Source organism: Hymenobacter setariae, assembly GCF_007713685.1.
GTDB classification, from domain to species: domain Bacteria; phylum Bacteroidota; class Bacteroidia; order Cytophagales; family Hymenobacteraceae; genus Hymenobacter; species Hymenobacter setariae.
In genome coordinates this window covers 115,260-136,776 of record NZ_VMRJ01000004.1, presented here as the reverse complement: position 1 = coordinate 136,776, position 21,517 = coordinate 115,260, and the positions used below count along the sequence as shown (strand labels likewise).

The following is a 21,517-nucleotide window of genomic DNA, read 5'->3' as shown; positions in this document are numbered from 1 at the left end:
TTATTTATATCGATAAGATGCTTCCTTCGTCAGCATGACAACCGTTTTTAGTGATGAGAATTACTAGTTGTTTCGAGATAGCCAGCAAGCTGACTATTCCTTAATCACCTGCCTTTTGGCTAGCCAAAAAGTGGCTTAGCGCCTCCTGCCACGCTTCCGAATGCTTGTGCCAGTAGGGCTCGTGGCCCGAGCCGTCGAAGTCGAGGCGCTGCTTGGGGCCGGCAAGGTTAGCGAAGATGGCGTCAGTTTCGGCGCGGGTCACGCGGGGGTCGGCGGTGCCCCAGAGCAGTAGGGTAGGGGTCTTGATATGGCGGGCGAACTCCTCGCCTTGCAGGTTGTAGGCCCAAAAACCATTTTGCACGCCGCCCCAGAAAACCAGCATATCGGCCAGCGGAAAGGCGGGTACCTTCATCGAATGAAAGCGGTTGTATACTGTTTGGCGCATGGTGCCGTAGGGGCATTCCAAGATGTTGGCATCGGCGCGCACGCCCAGTTCGGCCTCGGCCCGCATAATGGCCACCGCGCCCATGCTCACGCCGTAGAGGATAAGCGAATCGGGACTGGCGGCCGTCTTTTGGGCGCGTAGGTAGCGCACGGCGGCGGCTACATCGTCGGCTTCGCGGTAGCCGATGGTGGTGCGGCTGCCGGCCGAGTTGCCGTTGCCGGTTTGGTCTACTAGCAGCACGGCGTAGCCTAGGTGCCGGAAGTAGCTGGCCTCGTGTAAGAGGTGCGCCTTGCTGCCGGTGTAACCGTGAAACAGCGCTACTGTACCCCTAGGTGCGGCGGTATCGGGCCGGGCGTACCAGGCGGCAAGCGGGCCGTTGGGGCTGGCGATGGTGATGTTTTGCACCGCAAAGCTGGGGGCCAATAGACTATGCGGCTTGGGGTTGCGCACGCCCGTCAGCAGCACCCAGAGCTTGTGCGAAGGCGTTAGCTGCTCGGGGTTGGGCGAGTGTAGGCCACCCTCGTCGGTGAAGTGTGTGAAGCGCCAGGCGTGCATAAACGCTACTACATTGCTAGCTATAAAAATCAGACTTCCAAGTAGCAGCAGGCGGCGTTTCATACAATAGCTAGGTTAGGAGCGGCGACCCTTAAAAGAATTATAAGGTCGGGCTTGTTGTCGGGCGGGCGCTGAAAGCCCCGCACCCGCCGTTTTGCGCAGCGCGGCTACCTCATCAGCTGTCAGCTCGCGCCACTTACCGGGCGCTAAATTACCAATGGCTAGCTCGCCTAGGCCCACGCGCACTAGCCGCAGGCAGGGCAAGCCCACAGCGGCGCACATCTTACGCACTTGCCGGTTCATGCCCTGTGAAATGGTAAGGGCCAGCCAACTCGTTGGGATGCTGGCCCGGTATCGGATGGGTGGCGTGCGCGGCCACAAATCGGCCGTGGTGGCCTCAGGCAAGGCTGTGACCTCGGCAGGTAGTGTGAAGCCGTCTTTAATCTGCACGCCCTGGCGCAGCTGCCCTAGGGCCGCCTCGGTGGGCAGGCCCTCCACTTGCGCCCAATAGGTTTTGGGCACCTTGTAGCGCGGGTCGCTAAGGCGGTGTTGCAATTGCTTGTCGTCGGTGAGCAGTAGCAGGCCTTCGCTGTCGAAGTCGAGCCGGCCCACCGGGTACACATCGGGTACCGATACGAAGTCTTTGAGCGTGGCGCGGCCGTGCTCGTCGGTGAACTGGGTCAGGACTTCGTAGGGCTTGTTAAGAAGGATATAACGCATAAAACCAGCTGTCCTGTTGACGAAGGAAGCATCTTGTTAGTGTAGTTGTTGCTTACTCCGTTTAGTGACTCTGCCCTGACAAGATGCTTCCTTTGGGACGTCACATGAGCATGACAAACGCTGCTACACGCCGCCTTGGTACTTGCGGGTGGCCCACTCGGCCGTGAGTAGCGCCAACAACGCAAAGAACAGCCATTTCAGATTAATCAAATCCTTCAAGTCTTCCTCGCTGGAAATGACCGGCTTGAAATTGCGGGCGGCGATGTCCTGGGCCAGCTTATCGAGCTGGGCGGGGTAGTAGAGCTGCCCGCCACTGCGGCGGCTCAGCTGTGCCAGCAGGCGGTGGTCGGCCCGCGATTCCTGGGCTTCGAGGGGCTGATTTTGCACCAGGATTTCGCCTGCCGCTTGCTGCGCCTGGCCGCCGAGGGTAGCGCGGGCCTGGTAGCGGTAGGTGCCGGCCGCCAGCGGCCCTAGGTGCAGCGGCGAGCCGTCGGCGGGGTTGCTGAAGGTGACGGTGCGGGTTTTGCGGGCCGAGTCGGTGAGGGTGAGCGTGATTTTCTGGTCGTAGATGCGCTCGAACACGGCGTTGTACGTTTCCGCGCCCAGTGTCACATCATCCTGGGTGCCGAAGGCGTCCTGGGTGGGGTACACGTCGAGGCGCTTTTTGTTGGCATTTTGGGTCAGCAGCTGCAAGGTGCGGCCGATGAGGCGGTCGTAGGCCTCGGGGCGGTCGTCATGGGCGATAGCTTCCTGTAGGCGCCACTGCCAGGTGTTTTCGGCGAGCAGCGTGGCGGCCCTAGGGGTGGCCGTGGCGCTGCCGAATACCAGCAGCGGCTTTTGGGTTGGCAGGCGGCCCACCTGCTGCCACAGCGCGGCCTCGGCCCCGCCGCTAAGCCGCAGCTCGCCAAAGGGTACTTGGGCAGGCGGGTACTGCCCAAAGCGCCGCCGACTTTCTTCCTCTACCGGAAAGCGGGAGAAGCTGGGGTTAGGCAGCGGCGTTACCTCATCGGTTTGGGTGCCGCGGGGCTGCACGCTGAGACCGGTAGCGAGCTGGCTGTAGGCAGTAAAATCAGACTGCGCGCCCAGCACGTAGAGCACCGGTACGCGGGCGGCTCGCACGCGTGTCAGCAATTCCTGCCCTAGGTTGCCCTTGGCCGGCAGCTGGTGCAGCACAGCCACATCGAAGGTGGTGCCAGCTGGCAGCGGCGCGCCCACGCCAGCCACGGCCAGCGTCAGGTCGAAGTTGTTATTAGCCAGAATAGCGGCTCGCAGCGCTTTCAAATCGGGGTGCGGTGCGGCCCCGGCTAGCAGCACACGCAGCTTGCCTTTTACTATTTCGATGAAGGCAGTGCGGGTATTATTCAACACGGTGAATTCGCCAGCCTGCGGCACCACGCGCACCTCGTAGCGGCGCTTGCCAGGTGCGGGCCCCGTGAGCAAAAACGTGGTTTTGAGTCGGCGCTGGCCGGCCTGTAGTGCCACGCGGCGCGATTCGAGCACCCGGCCGCCCTCGCGCACCTCCACGGTGGCCGCGCCGCCAGCATAGCCTTCATAGCCAATTTCGGCTTCGAGCGGAAATTTATTGCCGCTGAAAGCTACCCGGTTGTAGGCTAGGTCGGTAAGGCGCAGGTCCTTCTTGGCAATGGTATCACCTAGGGCCACCCCAAAAATTGGGAAGTTGAACTCTGCAGATTGCGGCTCCTGGCCATGGTTGACGAGGCCATCGCTCACGAGCACTACGCCCGCTAGGTTGCGGTCGGCGTTGGCCTCGCGGCTATCAGCGAGCATTTTGTTGAGGTCGGTGCGGTCGGCGGTGAAGCGCAGCGAATCGGGCGCGGTTTCGGCCTTTGTGAGTGTGCGGGTTTCGACCCGGAAGCCCTTGTCGCGTAGCGTGGCTGCCAGCTGCGGCAGCCCAGCCGTGAGTTGACTTAGGGCCGGCTTGGGCGTGAATAAGCTTATCGACTGCGAGTTATCAACTGCCAGCACGACGGTAGGTGCTTCGGTGCGGGTAGTCGTGGCCTTGACGAACGGCGACAGCAGCAGAAAGCATAGAAAGCTGACTACCACGAAGCGCAGTGCCGCCAACCCGTAATTGAGGGCGCGGCTCCACGGAGCCTTAGCCGAATACAGCAGCGCGGCGTAGCCTGCCCCCACGGCTAGGCACAGCAAGATAAACCAGGGAGAATAGGCAGTAGAAAGCAAGAGCAGAGGCGCGCCACCCAAGCAGCGCGAAGCAAGAAACGAAACAAACCCGCCCGCCTACCGCCGCACGACGGTCACCAGCTCGGGGCTGCTAAAGATACTGGCCGGCGAAATGACGGGCTCCGATAACGGTAGTTGCGCGCCGTAGCGTTCCCGCAGCTTGGCCTGCACGGCGGGGTGGCTCAAGTCAAAATCGCGCAGCTGCTGCAACTGCCCTAGCTGCCGGTGCAGCCCCCAGTCGTACACTTTCCAGATAAGCTCCGAGCAGTAAGTCCGCGCGTCCGACCACTCAAACGCTAGGTCGTAAGCGTGTCCCAGCATCGGCTGCCCCGCCGCCCGCAACCTACCTAGGGCCGCCGGCGTGAGGGCCGTGTCCGCATCGCGCAGGCGCTTCACCACGAAGTGTTGGCCCTGGCCGCGCGCTACCCAACGGGCCAGCGGCGTCAGCTTCACCGGCTGCACGGCCTCAAAAACCTGCCACTCGCCATTGGTTTTATACAGCAGCCCGCAGTGGCTGTACGGCGAGTGCGTAGCCAGCTGAATAGCTTGGCTTTGGGCCGACTGAGAGGTATGGAAAATAAGGTCGCCCTCGCGCAGGGTGGCGGCTAGGGGAGCGGTGGCGGCGGTAGCTTGGCGCTGGGCCTGCCAGCGGTGGAGCTTGGCGTTCAGGCGTGGGTAGGCGAAAATAGTGCCGATACTCAGCAGCGAAATAATTGCGCCAGTGAGGATTTTAGGTGAAAAAAGCATCAGGTAAATAGCCTTGAAAAGCTTTTTTTATGAAAGGAATGAGCAAGCAGCGGACTTATCAAAAAGTGTTTGTTTCTAAGCATGTCGCTCTGCCACTAGCACTAGTTATCGGTTTCTTAGGTGGCCTGCTTGGCGCTGGATATATAGGAATTAAAGCTGGCCACGAGATAGTGCCTACTGAAATAGTGATTACTCCACCACCTCCAAATACTACTTGGTGCTCCCCTGATGTCGCCTTTAGTGGCGCAGAAAAATTCAACAGGGAGTTGGCATTACAATTATTGGCTGCCCACACGACACAGTATAACGATGCTGTACTGAACAAGAGTATAAAGACCGTTATGCGGCAGGATGCGCTAGGGCGCGAAGGTTACTACCAACTGCATTTACTTGCCGTGACTCCCAAAGAGTTTGCCGTTGTATCTATGCCTTCTTGGGAGACAAACCCAGGTAGATACACCCTTATAACTGAACATGGTTGTTTCTACCTTCATGCCATCCCGAAACGGCGGCACGAAAAATACGATAGCCTAGCCTCTGTGAGACTAGGCTATCAAAACTAACTGTCTTATTTTCAATTACGTCAGCATTCCGCCATCAACTTGCAGCACCTGCCCGGTGATGTAAGCCGAGTCGTCGGAGGCCAGAAAGGCGGTGGCTTTGGCCACGTCCTCGGGCGAGCCACCGCGCTTGAGCGGAATGGCCTTGCGCCACTCATCAACCTGTTTGGAGTCAAGGGCGTCGGTCATTTCGGTTTCGATGAAGCCGGGGGCGATGGCGTTGCAGCGGATGTTGCGCGAGCCTAGCTCCAGAGCCACCGATTTGGTGAAGCCGATAATGCCGGCCTTGCTGGCGGCGTAGTTGGCTTGGCCGGCGTTGCCTTTTAGGCCCACTACCGAGGTCATGTTGATGATGCTGCCGACTTTGGCGCGCATCATGGGCTTGGTAGCGGCTTTGGTGAGGTTAAACACCGATTTTAGGTTGACGGTGAGCACATTGTCCCACTGCTCCTCGCTCATGCGCATAAGCAGGCCATCCTGCGTGATGCCGGCATTGTTGACCAGAATATCCAGCTTGCCAAACTCCTTCACTACGTCGTCGACCAACTGTTCGGCCTGGGCGTAGTCGGAGGCATCGGAGCGGTAGCCTTTCACTTTGCTGCCGTGGGCGGCTAGCTCAGCTTCGAGCGCTTGGCCTTTCTCGACCGATGACAAATAGGTAAATGCAACCTGCGCGCCCTGCTGGGCAAACAACGTGGCAATGGCGCGGCCAATGCCTTTCGAAGCCCCTGTGATAAGGGCTACTTTTCCGGCGAGTGTTTGATTCATGGGGCGAAAGTAGTAGCGCGGGCTTTGTAGTCCGCGTCCCCATCATCGGGAGCAAACCACAAAGCCCACGCTACTGTGCTGGCTAAACGCGGACTATAAAGCCCGCACCACCACTTACAATTCCGACAGCGGCTCCTGAGCTAGTTGCTCTAGGCCTTGTGGGCCGTCTTCTTCTTCCACGCGCTTGGCGGCACGCACCAGCGACGAACTGAAGATAAACTCGCGTAGTTCGGGCACTTCAGCATTTAGAATTTCTTCTTTCGTGCCGTCCCACAGCTTTTTGCCCTGGTGCAGGAAAATGATGTGGTCACCGATTCCTACTACCGAGTTCATGTCGTGGGTAATGATGGCAGTGGTGATGTTGTACTCGTGCGTGATTTCGTAAATCAGCTCGTCAATCTTAATGCTCGTGGCCGGGTCGAGGCCCGAGTTTGGCTCGTCGCAAAAGAGGTAAGTACAGTTGGGAGCAATAGCACGGGCAATGCCCACGCGCTTTTTCATACCACCCGAAATATCAGAGGGCATCTTATTGCCTGCGTTCTCTAGGCCCACACGCTTGAGGCAAAATTCGACGCGGTCGCGGCGCTCCTCGGCGCTCATGTCGGGAGTGAGCATTTGCAGCGGAAAATCCACATTTTGGGCTACCGTCATCGAGTCGAAAAGAGCCGAGCCTTGGAACAGCATACCAATTTTGCGGCGAATTTCTTGTCGAATGCCCACCTTGGCGTTGGTATATACCGTGCCGTCGAACGTAATGGAGCCGATATCAGGCTTTTGCAATCCTACGATGCACGAGAGCAGTACGCTTTTGCCAGTACCCGAGCCACCTAGCAAAAGATTGCATTTGCCGGTTTCGAGGGTGCAGCTGACTCCTTTCAGCACTTGGTTGCTGCCAAAGGACTTTTCAAGGTTGGATATCTCAATCATGTGTGATAATTGTCAATAGGTCGTTGTCAGTTGGTTAGCTCAAGTTGCATGCCTTCTTTTTCTACGAGCACAAAGCTCTCGAATAGGTAACAACGAGCAGTTGACAAGTGATTTATAGAAGTACGGCGGCCAGCACGTAATCGGCCAGCAGGATAGCGATGATGGAATTGGTAACGGCAGCCGTGCTGGCAGCACCTACTTCCAACGCACCACCTTCGGTATAGAACCCTTTGTAGGCCGAAATACCCGATACGAGGAAAGCAAATACGACAGCTTTAATTAAGGCAAACAAGATGTTGTACGGAATGAAGTCGGTACGAATACCTTCGATATAATCTTGCGCCGCCATCACTCCTGAAAGCGTGCCGGCCAAATAGCCACCTAGGATGCTCAGCGCCATCGCCAGAATAACCAACAGTGGGAACATGAAAATAGCAGCCAAAATGCGCGGCAGTACTAAGTAAGAAGTGGCATTGATACCCATCACCTCAAGCGCCGAAATTTGCTCGGTGATGCGCATAGTACCTAGGCCACCCGCGATAGACGAGCCAACTTTGCCCGCCAGCACGATGCTCGTGATGGTGGGGGCTAGCTCCAGAATCGTCATTTCGCGCACCATGTAGCCAATGGTCGATTTCGGAATAAGCGGATTGGTAAGGTTGTAAGCGATTTGAATGCAGGTTACGGCCCCGATAAAGGCCGACACGATGCCCACAATAAAAATAGAGTCGACCCCAATGAGGGTAGCTTCCTCAAAAAAGCGCTTCCAGATAACGCGCAGCCGCTCGGTGCGCGAAACCATATTTTGCAAAAACAAGACGAAAGAGCCGAAAACTTTGAGCATATAGAGGGGGTAGAACGAAAGTAAAAGTGCCAGCATGAGCCCGCGCTCACGGTGGGAGAGCACCTAGGCGCGTCATACGTAAAAAACCGAAAAACAGTGGATTCTTCTTCGCAATTAGTTGTCGTGACGGGCGGTAGCCAGGGTATTGGCCGAGCATTGGTAGAGCGCTTTTTGCAAGCCGGCTACCATGTGGCCACTTGCGCCCGCTCGGCCGAAGGGATGGCGCAGCTGCGGGGCACGCTGCCCGAAGCTGCGCATACCAGACTGCACACCTTGGCCGCTGACCTAGGGCAATGGGCCGAGTGCCAGCGCTTTGCTGCGTTTGTGAAAGACTTGGGCTTCCCGCTGGCGTCCCTCCTAAACAATGCGGGCGCATTCATGCCCGGCCGCCTGCAAGACGAGCCCGCCGATGGCTCGCGCCTGCGCGACATGCTGAGCGCCAACCTACTAAGCGCGTATGACGTGACGCGCGCGCTGCTGCCCACTTTTTTGACGCAAAAAACTGGGCACATTTTTACAATATGCTCGACGGCCAGCTTAATGGCCTACCCCAATGGCGGCTCGTATGGCATTGCCAAGTTTGCACTGCTGGGCTTTACCAAAACCTTGCGTGAGGAGCTGAAAAGCCAGGGCATCCGGGTGACTGCCGTGCTGCCCGGCGCTACGCTCACCCGCAGTTGGGACGGGGTAGGGGTAGAACCCGAGCGCTTCATTCGCTGCGAAGACGTAGCTGAGGCCGTATTCTCAGCCTTTAGTCTCTCGCCCCAGGCTGTAGTGGAAGAATTAATTATTCGGCCTCAGCTAGGTGATTTATTATGAAGCGCAAAAATGATGGCTAAAGCCACTTCCACGTTTTAGCAGCTTACTGCTTCACCACCTTGCTCGGCCCGTTGTTGTAAAAAATAGTGGGGTTGCCGTTGTAATACACAGTGCCCCGGCCCGCAGCGACACCACCTAGGAGCTGGGTAGCCTGCAAGTGAGCATCGCCAAAGCTGGTGCGTGTCGTTTCGAAGTAGCAAGCAGTTGCCTTGAGGCCGCCCGCGTAGAGGAAGCCCACACCACCCACTAGCGGGTGAAAGACATCGGCGGTGCCGCTGAGTGTCATGTCGCCCAGTTCCCACATATCAGTGTATAAGTACTTGCTAGACACGTCGAGTTGAATGTCGCCGTCGGCGAGCAGGTGCACAAATAGCGTGTCTTTAGTCCAATGGCTATCCGTGCGAATGAGGCCATAGCCAAGCTGCCGCACGTCGTAGAGAGCAGGCGCGTGCAGGCGCACCTCGTAGGGGGTATCGTAGCTGCGCGTCCAGTTGCAGCGGTTGGTATTGTTGAGCACCAGCGTGTGCGCGTCTTGATAAGTGAGCGTGAGCCCGTCAATGACGTGCTCGCCGGCCCGCACTTCGGCATAGGCAGCGGTATCGGGCACGATGGTCAGGGTCACGTTGTCGTATACAATCACCGTGCGCGTGCGGCGGTCCACGGCTCGTCGCTGCGTTACTATAGCGCCATTGCTCTTCAGGCAATCTATTTCCGACCCGCAGGCGCTGAGGCACGTAACACCCGCCAGCAGGCATGCGCCGCGTTGCAGCCGGCCTAGGGCCTTACTTTGCAGTCGTATTGAAAAAGCCATCCTGCTAAAATTTCGTTAAAAATATGGACCTGACCGGAAAAGTAGCCATCGTGACGGGCGTGAGCAGCGGTATTGGCCGTGCCACCGCCGAAGCCCTACTAGCCCGTGGTGCCGCCGTGGCCGGCTGGGGCCGCCGTGCCCCCGAGGACCTAGACAACGAGCGGTTCCTGTTTTTTGAGTGCGACGTGCGCGACGAGCACGTCGTGGCCGAAGCCTTCACTAACACCCAGCGCGAGCTAGGGCTGGAAATTCACGTGCTGGTCAACAACGCCGGCCTAGGCGTATTTGGGCCCATCGACGGGTTTAAGTCGGAAGACTGGCACGCCATGTTCGATACCAATGTCAACGGCCTATTTTACTGCACCCGCGCTGCGCTGCCGCAGATGAAAAAGCAGCACGCTGGCCACATCATCAACGTAGCCTCGCTGGCCGCCACGGCCGGCACCGCCAATCTGGCCGGCTACTGCGCCACCAAGTACGCCGTGCGCGGCTTCTCCGATGCGCTATTCAAGGAAGTGCGCCCCGACGGCATCCGCGTCACCTGCGTGATGCCCGGCTCGGTCGAAACCAACTTCAACGGAGCACAGCCCGGCACCGAGCCCGACCCTTACAAGATGCAGCCCGAAGACATTGCCGACGCCATTATCCACGCCTTAGAAGCGCCAGAGGTAACGATGATTTCGGAAATTCAGCTGCGGCCGGCCAACGTGAAGAAGTAGCTTTCAGTCGAAAGCCACGTCGAAAACGTTTGTCATGCTGAGCTTGCGAAGCATCTTGTCATGTTGGGATTGCTACTCTTAACGTGACAGGATGCTTCGCAAGCTCAGCATGACGAACGCAAAACATAATTGCTCCTAAACCCAAGCCTACATGGTTGAGGTAGAACACTTAATTAAAACCTACGGCTCGCAAAACGCCGTGGACGGTATCAGCTTCCAGGCCGGGAAGGGCGAAATTGTGGGCTTCCTAGGTCCCAACGGCGCGGGCAAAAGCACCACGATGAAAATCGCCCTAGGGTACCTGCCGCCCACGGCGGGCACGGTGCGCATCGCGGGCTTTGATGTGCAGCAAGACCCCATTGCGGTGCGACGCCGAGTGGGCTACCTGCCCGAGCACAACCCGCTCTACCTCGATATGTACGTGCATGAGTACCTCGAATTTATCGGCGGGGTGCACGGGCTAAAGGGCCGCGACCTGCGCCAGCGCGTGGCCAACCTGGTGCAAAAAGTGGGCCTCACCCGCGAGCAAAACAAGCAAATCGGCGCCCTCAGCAAAGGCTACCGCCAGCGCGTGGGCTTGGCCCAGGCCCTGGTGCACGACCCTGACGTGCTCATCCTCGACGAGCCTACCACTGGCCTTGACCCCAACCAAATAAGCGAAATCCGCCAGCTCATCCGCGAGCTGGGAGAAGACAAAACGGTCATTTTCAGTACGCACATTTTGCCCGAAGTCACGGCGCTGTGCTCCCGCGTGGTTATTATCAGCAGGGGTAAGCTCGTGGCCGATGCCCCCGTGGCCGAGCTAGCCGCCCGCGCCGCTGGCGAAACCGTGCTCCGCGCCGAGTTTGAAGGCCCCGTGACAACAGCGCCGCTGGCCGCTCTGCCCGGTGTTCGCGCCGTGGAGACGGCTGGGGCGGGCGTCGTGCTCATCCGCACCGCGCCGGGTACCGACGTGCGTTCCGCCGTATCGCGCCTAGCCGTGGAGCAGGGCTGGCTGCTGCTAGGGCTGCGGCAGGAGCAGCAGAGTCTAGAGGCTGTGTTTGGGGAGCTGACAAAGTAGATTCGTTTGTCATGCTGACGAAGGAAGCATCTTATCGTGGCCGCTTTCGTCAGAGTTAATTATTACAAAGGAGTTAAGCGAGCATGATAAGATGCTTCGCAGGCTCAGCATGACAGAAGTCGATGCTTACCATTTTACAAAAAGAATTCAACGCCTTCCTTAACTCGCCGGTGGCCTATGTCGTCATCGGCGTGTTTTTGGTGGCTACCGGCCTGTTTGTGTGGGTGTTTCCCGATAGCAGCGTGCTTGACTACGGCTACGCCGACCTGCAATCGCTGTTTAACCTCGCGCCCTGGATTTTCCTGCTGCTGATTCCGGCCATTACCATGCGCACCTTCGCCGAGGAGAAGAAGGCGGGTACGATAGAGTTGCTGCTGACCCGCCCGCTCACCGACGGGCAATTGGTAGGCGGTAAGTACCTGGCCTGCTTGCTGCTAGCGCTGTTGGCGCTGGTACCCACGCTGCTGTACTACTTCTCGGTGTACAAGCTGGGCTCGCCGGCTGGTAACATCGACTCGGCGGCTACGGTGGGCTCGTACCTGGGCCTAGGACTACTGGCGGCGGTGTTCGCGGCGCTGGGCGTGCTGGCCTCGGCCCTCACCCGCGACCAGATTATCGCTTTCGTGCTGGCCGTGGTGGCGTGCTTTCTGGTGTACACGGGCTTCGATTCGCTGGCCTCGGTTTTCGATGGGGCGCCGGCGTATTACATCAGTCAGCTTGGGATTGCGGCGCACTACCGCGACCTTAGCAAGGGGCTGATTGACTCACGCGACGTGCTGTATTTTCTCACCGTGGTAGCCGTGGCCCTGCTGGGCACCCGGCTGGCCCTGCGCAGCCGCAACTGGTAAATGGAACCCACTACGACTACCTCGGCGGTTCCCGCCCCCTCGCGCAAGCGCCAGGATTTGCTACGCTTTGCCGCTATCATCGGCGCGCTGTTTGTGTTGAATTTCGTGGCCCAGCGCTTCTTCTTTCGCCTCGACCTGACGGAGGAAAAGCGCTACACCATGTCGCCAGCCACTAAGCAGCTGCTCACCAACCTCAAGCAGCCGGTAACCGTGACGGTGTACCTAACCGGCGACTTTCCGCCCGCCTTCCGCCGCCTCGAACAGGCCGCGCGCGAAACCCTCACCGAGATGCAGGTGTACGGCGGCGGCAACCTGAACTACGTTTTCATCGACCCCAGCGCGGCTGGCACTGAGGCCGGGCGCAATCAGTTCTACCAAACGCTGCTCAAGAAAGGCCTCAAGCCCACCAACCTAGGGGCCAATGAGAACGGCAAGCGCATCGAAAAGCTCATCTTCCCGTGGGCCGTGGTTCAAGCCGGTGGCCAAACCCGCAACGTGCTGCTGCTACGCGGCAGCCAGGTGGCCGCCCCCGAAGAGCGCCTCAACCAGAGTGTGGAAGGCCTCGAATACGAGCTGGCCAGCACCATCCGGCAGGTAGCACCTCCCGGCGGCACCAAGCGTCGCCTAGGGGTGATTACCGGCCACGACGAGCTGACCAACTTGCAGATGGCCGACATCCTCACGGCGTGGTCGCAGAACTACGACGTGTTTCGGGTGGACCTAAACCAGGTTAAGGACCTGCGCGGCAACCTCGACGCAGTGGTGGTGGCCAAGCCCCAAAAGCCCTATTCGGAAGTCGAGAAATTCCGCCTCGACCAGTTCATCACCCACGGCGGGCGGGCCATGTTTTTCGTGGATGCCCTGCGCGTAGACCTCGACAGCGTGAGCCGCAACGGCGCCGCCCTGGCCACGCCCTATAACCTGAACCTCGACGACTTGCTGTTCCGCTACGGCGTGCGGCTGAATCAGAACATGCTGCTCGACCTCAACTGTGGGCAAATTCCGCTGGTGACGGGCATGACCGGCAACAAGCCCAAAATCGAGCCGCTGCCCTGGCAGCTCTATCCGCTCATCAACCGCTTTAGCGCTAACCCCATCACGCGCAACCTCGATGCGGTGTACCTGAAGTTTGTAGGCAACATCGATACGGTGAAGGCCGTGGGCGTGCGCAAAACGCAGCTTATGAGCACCTCGCGCTACACGCGCATGCTGCCCGCGCCAGTGCCCATCAACTTCAACGATGCCCGCCTGGAGCCCAACCCCAAGCTCTATAAGGATAGCTACCAGTCAGTGGGCTACTTGCTCGAAGGCCAATTCCGCTCGCTGTTCGCCAACCGCGCCGAGCCCGGCACCACGAAGTACCAGCCCGACCAAAACCCCAACGCCCAGCCCAGCAAAATCTTGGTCATTTCGGACGGCGACTTCCTGCGCAACGACGTGGACCCCAAGTCGCAGCGCCCCATGCGCCTAGGTTACGACCGCCTCTCCAGCACCGAGTTTGCCAACCGCGAGCTCATCCTCAACGCCACCGACTACTTGCTCGACGAAACCGGCCTCATCGCCGTGCGCGGCAAGCAAATCACCCTGCGCCCCCTCAACAAAGTGCAACTCGCTGAGAAGCGCCAGGCTTGGCAAGCGCTGAACTTGGGTGCCCCGCTGGTGCTGCTAGCGCTATTTGGGGCCGTGCGGGCGTGGTCGCGCAAGCGGCGCTACGCGCGGTTTTAGGGTAGGCAGATATTTTGGAGAGTAGCAGCCTGCCGTTGCGCGGACTTTGTAGTCCGCGACTTCGCATGCTTAAACGCGGACTACAAAGTCCGCGCAACAGCGGGTCGCTACTGTATAGTGTTCCTAATGCGGCCCCTAGGTCGGGCAGAAGCTAGTTTATGCTACTGCCTAACATAGGGGCCAGTGGTATTACGAGGAGATTAGGTAGGAAATTGTTAAAGTTGCGGCGCAGCCCTAGGGGGGCTACATTCGCCCTTGTAGCTGCCGCTTTGGTTGCGTTTCAGCTTCTCCGTTCCGAATGCCTAAATATTTACTCCTACTTGCTGGCTTGGCTTGCCAGCCCGTGTTGGCGCAGCAAGCGCCCAAAAAGCCCCTCGACCACTCCGTTTACGACCAGTGGCAAAGCGTTGCCAATCAGCGCATCAGCCACAACGGTAAGTACGTGCTGTTTCAAGTAAAGCCGCAGCAGGGCGATGGGGTGCTCTACCTGAAAACGACGGGTAACAAGACGTTGCGGCAGGTAAGCCGGGGCGATTCGGCGCTGTTTACCGCCGATTCTCGGTATGCGGTGTTCAGCATCAAGCCGCGTTACCAGGACGTGCGTCAGGCCCGGATTAAAAAGAAAAAGCCAGACCAGATGCCGAAGGATTCCCTAGGTATCTATACGCTGGCCACCGGCAAGCTTACCAAGTACGCCAACGTGAAGTCGTTTCAGGTGGCCGAGGAGGCCTCTGCTGTGGCCTTCCTAGCCTTGAAGCCGACCAGCAAGGATTCTGTAAAAAAAGCGCCCGTCGATACCGTTAAGAAAATCACGGACCGGCTGTTGGAAGTGAAGAAGGACGGGGCGCCGCTCACGGTTATCAACTTGATTAATGGCCAGCTGCGGACGTTTGAGTCCGTGACTGATTACCAAATCAGCAAGCTGGGCAATAAGGTGGCGTTTGCCGTGTCGGCCCCTAGGGGTAGCAAAACCGTGAAGTCGGGCCTGTACGTGTATGACCTAGCGACTGGCACCCTGCGCAAGCTCAGCTCGGGCAAGGGCGTGTACAAAAACCTGGCCTTCGATGACGCCGGCAAGCAGCTAGCCTTCACGGCCGAAAAGCACCCGGAGAAGGCGTTGGTGAAGCCTTTTAGCCTGTACTACTCCGATTTTGGCGGCGACAGCGCCCGGCTGCTTGCCGCACCCAGCGCTAATGGGCTAAAAAAAGGTTGGTCGCCCAGCGGGTTTGGAAAGGTGGTGTTCAGCGACAACGGCGAGAAGCTGTTCTTTGGCACCTCCCCCGACCCCATTCCGCAGGATACGACGCTGGTGGATTTTGAGCACGCCAAACTCGATATCTGGAACTACAAGGACGACTACCTGCAACCAATGCAGCTAAAAACCTTGAAGAAAGACTTGCAGCGCAACTATCTAGCGGTCATTTACCCGCGGCAGGCGGGCAAGTTTGTGCAGCTAGAAGACGAGTACCTGCGCGACTCGTTTGTGGCCGAGCAAAACAACGCCGAGTACGTGCTGGCCGTGACCGACACCGCCAAGCGCGTAGCGATGCAGTGGCAAGGCAGCACCCTGAAACAAGCTTACCTGGTGTCGACGCGCACCGGCGAGCGGCTGGCTATCAACCCCAAAGCGGCCAAGAGTCGTTTCCAACTGTCGCCCCAGGGCAAGTATGTGGTGTGGTACGACTTCGAGTCGAAAAACTGGTTTTCGTACGCGGTAGCCAGCCACCAAACCACCAATCTGACGGCCAAAACCAAGGTGGCCTTCGCCGACGAGGAAAACGACTCGCCTGAAGACCCACAGCCCTATGGCGTGGCGGCGTGGACCAAAGACGACGCGGCCGTGCTAATTTTTGACCGCTACGATATCTGGAAAATAGACCCTAGGTCCGGCGCAGCCACCAACTTCACCAGTGGGGTAGGGCGGCGCGATAAGCTCATTTTTCGGTACCGCATGCCGGTCGAAAAGCAGAAGTTTATCGAGCCCAAAGACAACCTGTGGCTGCTGGTGCAAAACGAAACCAACAAGCAGTGGGGCTTCTACAAAAAGAACATTGCCAGCACGGCCGCCCCGCAGCCGGTGGCAATGGGCCCCGTGGGGTACTCGCCGCTGCTACAAGCGAAGCACGCCGACGAATTCGTCTACACCAAATCGAGCGTGAGCCAGCCGGCCGACCTCTACGCTAGCCGCGACCTGCGCCAGGAAACCAAGCTCAGCAGCATCAATCCGCAGCAGAAGGACTACAATTGGTTTACGGCCGAGCTGGTGCACTGGACCACCCCCAAGGGCTTCCCCGCCACCGGCGTGCTCTACAAGCCGGAGAACTTCGACCCCGCCAAAAAGTACCCGATGGTGGCCTACTTCTATGAGAAGCTGTCCGACGGTTTGTACAAGTACACGGCGCCGGCGCCCACGCCCTCGCGCCTCGACATTGCGCTGTTTGCCAGCAATGGCTACCTCGTGTTCACGCCCGACATCAGCTACACTATCGGCGAGCCCGGCCCTTCGGCCGTGGAGTTTGTGAACTCGGGCGTGGAAAGCCTCAAGAAAAACAGCTGGGTCAATGGCGCCCACATCGGCATCCAGGGCCAGAGCTGGGGCGGCTACCAGGTGGCCTACCTCATCACCCAAACCAACATGTACGCCGCCGCCTGGGCCGGCGCGCCAGTCGTGAACATGACGTCGGCCTACGGCGGTATCCGCTGGGAGTCGGGCATGAGCCGGCAGTTTCAGTACGAGCGCACCCAGAGCCGCATTGGGGCCACGCTCTGGGAAAAGCCCGAGGTCTACATCCGCAATTCGCCGCTGTTTTCGCTGCCTAAGGTGCAAACGCCGGTCGTTATCATGTCCAACGATGCCGACGGGGCCGTGCCGTGGTACCAGGGCATCGAGATGTTCACCGACCTGCGCCGCCTAGGTAAGCCCGTGTGGCTGCTGCAATACAATGGCGAGGCCCACAACTTGGTGAAGCGCGAAAACCGCAAGGATATTTCTATTCGCGAGCTGCAATTCTTCGACCATTACCTCAAGGGCGCGCCCGCGCCCGTGTGGCTGGAGAAAGGTGTGCCCGCCGTCGAGAAAGGTAGAAACTGGGGCCTAGAAATCTCGAAGCAGTAGCCTATCTAGGGCTTAGGGAAGGACATAAAAAGGGCGCGCCGCGATTGTGGCGCGCCCTTTTTATGTCCTTCCTAGGGGCCGCGAGAAGATGCGTACGGCCAATTCTATTTAGACAGTTTGTCTATAAAGAGCCTGAATCAGGCCAGTTGCGCCAATGCGTATTTGGTGGCAGTGTGGGGCGATATTGGCTGGTATCGCCAGTAGCGAGTACTGCCGCCAATTGCTGCCACGTTTCGTAGCTGCTAGGGCGGTCATTTTCCCACGCTTCTTGGTTTTGCTGAATGGTGCGTTCCTGTTGGGCTTGCATGGAAGCAGCTAGAGCATCTAAGCTGATGCCAGCGGCTTTTAAGCTAGCTTGATTGGTTTGATAAACAGCTTCTACTGTCGTGGGTGAAGTTTCTATGGGGAGCGATTGGTCAAAATCGCGGTGGTGCCATTCATCAAGTACAAGTATCTTTTGCAAGTGCTTGGGCAGCGACTTGTAAAGCTCTTGGTCGGTGGCCCGAAACAAAGCGGCATGGTCGCGGACCAGCAACCGGCCGGCCTCATCCATCGTGATGCGCCCCGGCTCATACTCCACTAGCTCAATGCCGGCCTGCGCATAGGCCGCTAGGTCGTGCGTAAGCGCGATAGGCGTGCCACGCACTAGTATGGTAGTGGCTTCCGAATTAAGTAATTCTTCGGCCGTGGCAGCTAAATAATCTTCCCACTCGATAGGGCTAGTGCCGTAAGAATTAGTGTAACGGTTGTTGTATTCTTCAAGGTTAATTAAGCAGTTGCCATAGTAAAACAGCTCAAGCTCAATGCTGCCACCTCGCGGGTTATAACCTAACCTTTCTACTACAATTGCCCATTGCTCGTCAGCACGGAACAGATTCAAGCGAGAATCAATCAGGTAGGAGTATGGATGTCCAAGCGATACAAACGAGCAGTAGTAATTGTCGTTGGAATGGTCTAGTGTGTGTAGAATTTGCTCAATTGTAGCCATAAAGCATTCAGCTAAAAGGTTAAGCAATCGCACCACAATAGGTGCTTATCGCTACGAAGACGCAAAGTATACTTGGTCACTTGAGCTTTGCGGTCTGGCTTGTCTACCTTTAAGCATAGTTTTCTGCTGCCCGATTTTGTCCGAAACGTATTACGCCCGCCTCGCCGCGTTAGCCAGCGCGCCCGCCGCCACACCCGCCGACCAGCTTCCCAAGCTGCGCCAGCTGCTGGAGAAGGTGTTGCGCGACGAGTGCAAGCGCCGCGAAGCGCCCTTTGCCGACCTCAGCCAGGCCATCGGCCTCGTGGCTTACGACCACAACCTGCCGCCGCTGCTGCGCCGCCAGCTCCAAAACCTGCGCCTCGTGGCCAACCTGGTACTGCACGAAAGCTATCCTGGTAAGGCGGCTGAAGTAGCTACCGGCTTTGTGGCCGTGGCCGAATTGGTGCGCCACCTCAGCGGCGCGGCGTACACGGGCCCGCTACCAGCCGGAGCCGTAGCTAGTGCCGAAGAGCAAGCTATCGCCCTGCTGGAGGCCGAGGCGCCGGTGCCCGCCGCCAGCCCGGTGTGGCGGGTGCAGGTGCTGCACGCCGACCTAGGGACCGGCCAGCTCACGGCCGAGTTATGTGTGCCCGCCGACAACCGGCCCAGCGGCCCGTTCACTGTTGACCTGCCCGCCGCCTACGACAACCTGCTGCCCCTGGCCGCCGCCCTGCACCCGGTGCTGCACCTCGTTAACCCCGTAGCGCAGCCCAATGGCCACATCCGGCCGCGCCGCGTGGTGCTGGAGCCCGATTACCTGGTGAGCGTCACCACCATTGCGGAGTGCGCGCAGGCGGGCGGCACCCTGCCCGATTGGGCGCTGCTCAAGGCGTTTCAGCCCGATGAAACCTCGCGCCCACTGGTAGTCGGCAACCTGGTGAACATGCTGCTGGACGAGGAAGTGAGCCACGCCGCCCGGCAGGATGAGTGGGCCAGCCTACCCCCGGCCGCCGTGCTGGCCGAGGTAGACGAGGCCACCGGCAAAATCGAGTTTGCGGAGGAGCCGGTGAGCCGGGCCACGGAGTTTGACCTAGAGGGCTTTTTCAAGAAGCGACTTTTTCGCTCCAATCCGCTCACCATTAGCGCGCTGCCCGAGTTTCAGACCCGCAACGGCGTACCCGAACTGCTCAACGACCTGCGCCGCCAGTACCAGACCTTGCGCAATACGCGGGTGCAAGGCTTCATTGCGGGCAGCCGTACGGGCTACCAGCAACAACCCTTGCGGGTGGCCGATTGCTTTCTGGAGCCGGCGTTTTTGTCGGCTACCTACGGCTTGCAGGGCCGCCTCGACCTCTTGCACGAAAGCCCCACCGGCTACGACATCGTGGAGCTGAAAAGCTCGACCAAAGTGCCGCACGCTGAGCCCTGGAGCAACCACGCCGCCCAGGCCCAGCTCTACCGCTTGCTGCTCGAATCGGTATTCGGGGCCGATGGCGAAACGGCCGGTCGGGGCCGCACCAGCATCTTGTACTCCAATGCAACGCTTGACCAGTCGGCCGTGCGCCGCGTGGACCAGGATGCCGAGCTGGTAGACCGCTTACTCATGGCCCGCAACCAGCTCGTGGGCACTGAGTTGCAGCTGGCCCGCGCTACCACGCCCGCCCAGGTCGAGAAGCTGCTGAGCCCGGTGCTACATCCTAACCTCACTGCGTTGCCTAGCTTCGGCCGCACCAAGGCCGAGAAAATCGCCAATGCCTGGGCCGCTGCCGACCCCGTAGAGCGCGCCTATTGCCTCGAAATGACGCGTTTTGTGGCCCGCGAAATGCGCCTGACTTTGCTCGGCGACGACTCGCGCCCCGGCGATGGGGGCGGCCAAGCCGGTCTCTGGCGCCTGCCTGCCGCCCGCAAGCAGCAGAATTTCAGCCTGCTCGATGAGCTCGAACTCCTTGAAGACCACAGCAGCGCCGACGACACTGCCCGCGACGGCCTAGGGCCGCACCTCATCTTCCGGCGCCCGGTGGGCGGCAAAGAAGTGAACTTCCGGGCCGGCGACACGCTCATTCTCTACCCGCGCCGCAAGCACGGCCAAGACCACCAGCTCAGCGTGCTCGACGCCCAAGTGGTGAAGGTGACGCTCGCCGAAGACCTCACCGCCGACGGCCTCGTGGTGCTGAGCGTGCGCAATCGCCGCCTGGCCCCGCGCTACCTGGCTGGTCATTCGCACTGGGCCTTGGAGCCCGATACCTACGACACCTTTCGGCGCGAATGGGCGGGCTTGTCGGCCTTCCTAGGTCTGGCGCCTGAGCGCCGCCAGCGCCTCATGGCCCGCACCGGTCCGCGCCCGCCTGAAGGCTGGGATGCCGCCGCGCCGCCCGCCATCACCGCGCCCGAAGTGGTGCGCCGCGCCCTGGCCGCGCCCGATTGGTTTGTGCTCTGCGGCCCGCCCGGCACCGGCAAAACCCGCGCCGTACTGCGCGAGCTGGCCGAGCGCCTCTACAAAGACGACAAGCAGGCCCTGCTGGCCGCCTACACCAACCGCGCCGTCGATGAAATCTGCGAGCAGCTGGTGGCGGCCAACCTGCCGTTTATCCGGGTGGGCTCGCGGCTAGGCACGTCGGCGCAGTACCGGCCCTACCTGCTCGATAACATGATACGCGACTGCCCCAATCGCCAAACGGTGCGGGCGCGCCTCACCGGCTGCCCGTTCTATGTGGGCACCGTGGCCAGCCTGTTGGGTAAGCCCGAGCTGTTCTTGCTCAAGCAGTTCGACCTAGCCGTGGTGGACGAAGCCAGCCAGGTGCTCGAAGGCCCCATGCTGGCGCTACTGGCCAAAGTGCCCAAGTTTATCCTCATCGGCGACCACCGCCAGCTGCCCGCCGTGGTAACCCAGGAACCCGAAGCCAGCGCCATCGCCCCCGAAGCCGCCGGCTTGCTGCGCCAGGAGCTAGGTCTAAGCAACCTGCGCAACTCGTATTTCGAGCGCCTCTTCAAGCGGGCCGAAGCGCACTGGCCCCACGCCCACGGCACCCTGGCCGACCACTACCGCATGCACTCGGAGCTGGTGGCGCTGGTAAACGACGACTTCTACGAAGGCCTGCTGCGCTGCCCCATGCTGTGGCAGCACGAGCCGCTGAGCCGGCTGACCTGGCCCGCGCCCGCCGACGCGTTTCAGCAACGGATTCAAAACCAACGCCTCATCTTCGTGCCCACCCGCCGCCAGCCCGAAGACCTGTCGATGAAGGAATCGGCCCAAGAAGCCGAGCTAGCCGCCCGCGCCGCAGCCTACGTGGCCCAGGGCTACGGCCGTAACTTCAACCCCGAAAGTACCCTAGGTATCATCGCCAGCTATCGCAACCAGGCCGCCCGCATCCGCGCCCGCCTCGCGCAGCTGGCCATAGAATTGGACTTACCCGGCCTGCTGCACATCAGCGTCGATACCGTGGAGCGCTACCAAGGCTCTCAGCGCGAAGTGATTATCGTGAGCTTCTGCTGCCACCAAGAGCACCAGCTAGAGCTCATGGTCTCGCCCGACGAAACTGGCCAAGTAGACCGCAAGCTCAACGTAGCCCTCACGCGGGCGCGCCAGCAGCTCATTTTGCTGGGCAACGAGGAGATATTGCGCCGCGCACCGCACCACGCGGCGCTGCTGCTGCGGTGTGGGATAGGAACATCGACCACTATTTAA

17 protein-coding genes are annotated in these 21,517 nt (G+C 59.6%); 8 read left to right on the top strand and 9 right to left on the bottom strand.

The features are described from left to right. Window positions 1-100: 100 nt before the first annotated feature. The 4 genes from FNT36_RS15455 to FNT36_RS15440 all read right to left on the bottom strand — a co-directional run bounded on the left by FNT36_RS15455 (window position 101) and on the right by FNT36_RS15440 (window position 4,669). Entirely contained in the window at window positions 101-1,063 is a 963-nt protein-coding gene (locus tag FNT36_RS15455; RefSeq protein WP_144849537.1) for an alpha/beta hydrolase, read from the bottom strand. A 12-nt stretch (window positions 1,064-1,075) separates the two neighbouring features. After that, on the bottom strand, window positions 1,076-1,720 hold the full coding sequence (locus FNT36_RS15450) for a pseudouridine synthase (RefSeq protein WP_144849535.1): 645 nt from the start codon (window positions 1,718-1,720) through the stop codon (window positions 1,076-1,078). Window positions 1,721-1,843: 123 nt separating this feature from the next. Continuing rightward, on the bottom strand, window positions 1,844-3,922 hold the full coding sequence (locus FNT36_RS15445; RefSeq protein ID WP_233635960.1) for a VWA domain-containing protein: 2,079 nt from the start codon (window positions 3,920-3,922) through the stop codon (window positions 1,844-1,846). Window positions 3,923-3,979: 57 nt separating this feature from the next. Continuing rightward, a complete protein-coding gene (locus FNT36_RS15440; RefSeq protein WP_144849533.1) occupies window positions 3,980-4,669 on the bottom strand; it encodes a YiiX family permuted papain-like enzyme in 690 nt (229 codons plus the stop codon). 29 nt (window positions 4,670-4,698) lie between these two features. Here FNT36_RS15440 and FNT36_RS15435 point away from each other — a divergent pair, with 29 nt between their 5' ends. Next, a complete protein-coding gene (locus FNT36_RS15435) occupies window positions 4,699-5,232 on the top strand; it encodes a hypothetical protein (RefSeq protein ID WP_144849531.1) in 534 nt (177 codons plus the stop codon). Window positions 5,233-5,247: 15 nt separating this feature from the next. On the opposite strand, the gene fabG is transcribed toward FNT36_RS15435, so the two are convergent. The 3 genes from fabG to FNT36_RS15420 all read right to left on the bottom strand — a co-directional run bounded on the left by fabG (window position 5,248) and on the right by FNT36_RS15420 (window position 7,768). Then, the gene (gene fabG, locus FNT36_RS15430; RefSeq protein ID WP_144849529.1) at window positions 5,248-5,997 is read right to left on the bottom strand and encodes a 3-oxoacyl-[acyl-carrier-protein] reductase; all 750 of its coding nucleotides are present in this window, start codon (window positions 5,995-5,997) and stop codon (window positions 5,248-5,250) included. Window positions 5,998-6,111: 114 nt separating this feature from the next. Continuing rightward, window positions 6,112-6,924, bottom strand: a complete 813-nt coding sequence (locus FNT36_RS15425; RefSeq protein WP_144849527.1) for an ABC transporter ATP-binding protein — start codon at window positions 6,922-6,924, stop codon at window positions 6,112-6,114. A 112-nt stretch (window positions 6,925-7,036) separates the two neighbouring features. Next, a complete protein-coding gene (locus FNT36_RS15420) occupies window positions 7,037-7,768 on the bottom strand; it encodes an MlaE family ABC transporter permease (protein ID WP_144849525.1) in 732 nt (243 codons plus the stop codon). Between the two features lie 96 nt (window positions 7,769-7,864). Here FNT36_RS15420 and FNT36_RS15415 point away from each other — a divergent pair, with 96 nt between their 5' ends. Further along, the gene (locus tag FNT36_RS15415) at window positions 7,865-8,587 is read left to right on the top strand and encodes an SDR family oxidoreductase (RefSeq protein ID WP_144849524.1); all 723 of its coding nucleotides are present in this window, start codon (window positions 7,865-7,867) and stop codon (window positions 8,585-8,587) included. A gap of 43 nt (window positions 8,588-8,630) precedes the next feature. Here FNT36_RS15415 and FNT36_RS15410 read toward each other — a convergent pair whose 3' ends face one another. Further along, entirely contained in the window at window positions 8,631-9,398 is a 768-nt protein-coding gene (locus FNT36_RS15410) for a GIN domain-containing protein (protein WP_144849522.1), read from the bottom strand. Window positions 9,399-9,421: 23 nt separating this feature from the next. On the opposite strand from FNT36_RS15410, the gene FNT36_RS15405 reads away from it, so the two are divergent. The 5 genes from FNT36_RS15405 (at window position 9,422) to FNT36_RS15385 (ending at window position 16,865) form a co-directional block, all read left to right on the top strand. After that, the gene (locus FNT36_RS15405) at window positions 9,422-10,117 is read left to right on the top strand and encodes an SDR family oxidoreductase (protein WP_144849520.1); all 696 of its coding nucleotides are present in this window, start codon (window positions 9,422-9,424) and stop codon (window positions 10,115-10,117) included. A gap of 151 nt (window positions 10,118-10,268) precedes the next feature. Continuing rightward, on the top strand, window positions 10,269-11,177 hold the full coding sequence (gldA, locus tag FNT36_RS15400) for a gliding motility-associated ABC transporter ATP-binding subunit GldA (protein WP_144849518.1): 909 nt from the start codon (window positions 10,269-10,271) through the stop codon (window positions 11,175-11,177). A gap of 122 nt (window positions 11,178-11,299) precedes the next feature. Further along, entirely contained in the window at window positions 11,300-12,025 is a 726-nt protein-coding gene (gene gldF, locus FNT36_RS15395; RefSeq protein WP_144849516.1) for a gliding motility-associated ABC transporter permease subunit GldF, read from the top strand. Continuing rightward, on the top strand, window positions 12,026-13,750 hold the full coding sequence (gene gldG, locus FNT36_RS15390) for a gliding motility-associated ABC transporter substrate-binding protein GldG (RefSeq protein ID WP_144849514.1): 1,725 nt from the start codon (window positions 12,026-12,028) through the stop codon (window positions 13,748-13,750). Window positions 13,751-14,048: 298 nt separating this feature from the next. After that, window positions 14,049-16,865 (top strand): S9 family peptidase, encoded by a 2,817-nt coding sequence (locus tag FNT36_RS15385; protein WP_144849512.1) that lies wholly within the window; start codon window positions 14,049-14,051, stop codon window positions 16,863-16,865. A gap of 121 nt (window positions 16,866-16,986) precedes the next feature. Here the strand turns inward: FNT36_RS15385 and FNT36_RS15380 are convergent, their stop codons facing one another. Next, on the bottom strand, window positions 16,987-17,853 hold the full coding sequence (locus FNT36_RS15380; RefSeq protein ID WP_144849510.1) for a DUF7003 family protein: 867 nt from the start codon (window positions 17,851-17,853) through the stop codon (window positions 16,987-16,989). A gap of 136 nt (window positions 17,854-17,989) precedes the next feature. Between FNT36_RS15380 and FNT36_RS15375 the strand changes: the two genes are divergently transcribed. Next, window positions 17,990-21,517 carry a DEAD/DEAH box helicase gene (locus FNT36_RS15375; RefSeq protein WP_144849508.1) on the top strand — a complete coding sequence of 1,176 codons (3,528 nt, stop codon included), beginning with the start codon at window positions 17,990-17,992 and terminating at the stop codon, window positions 21,515-21,517.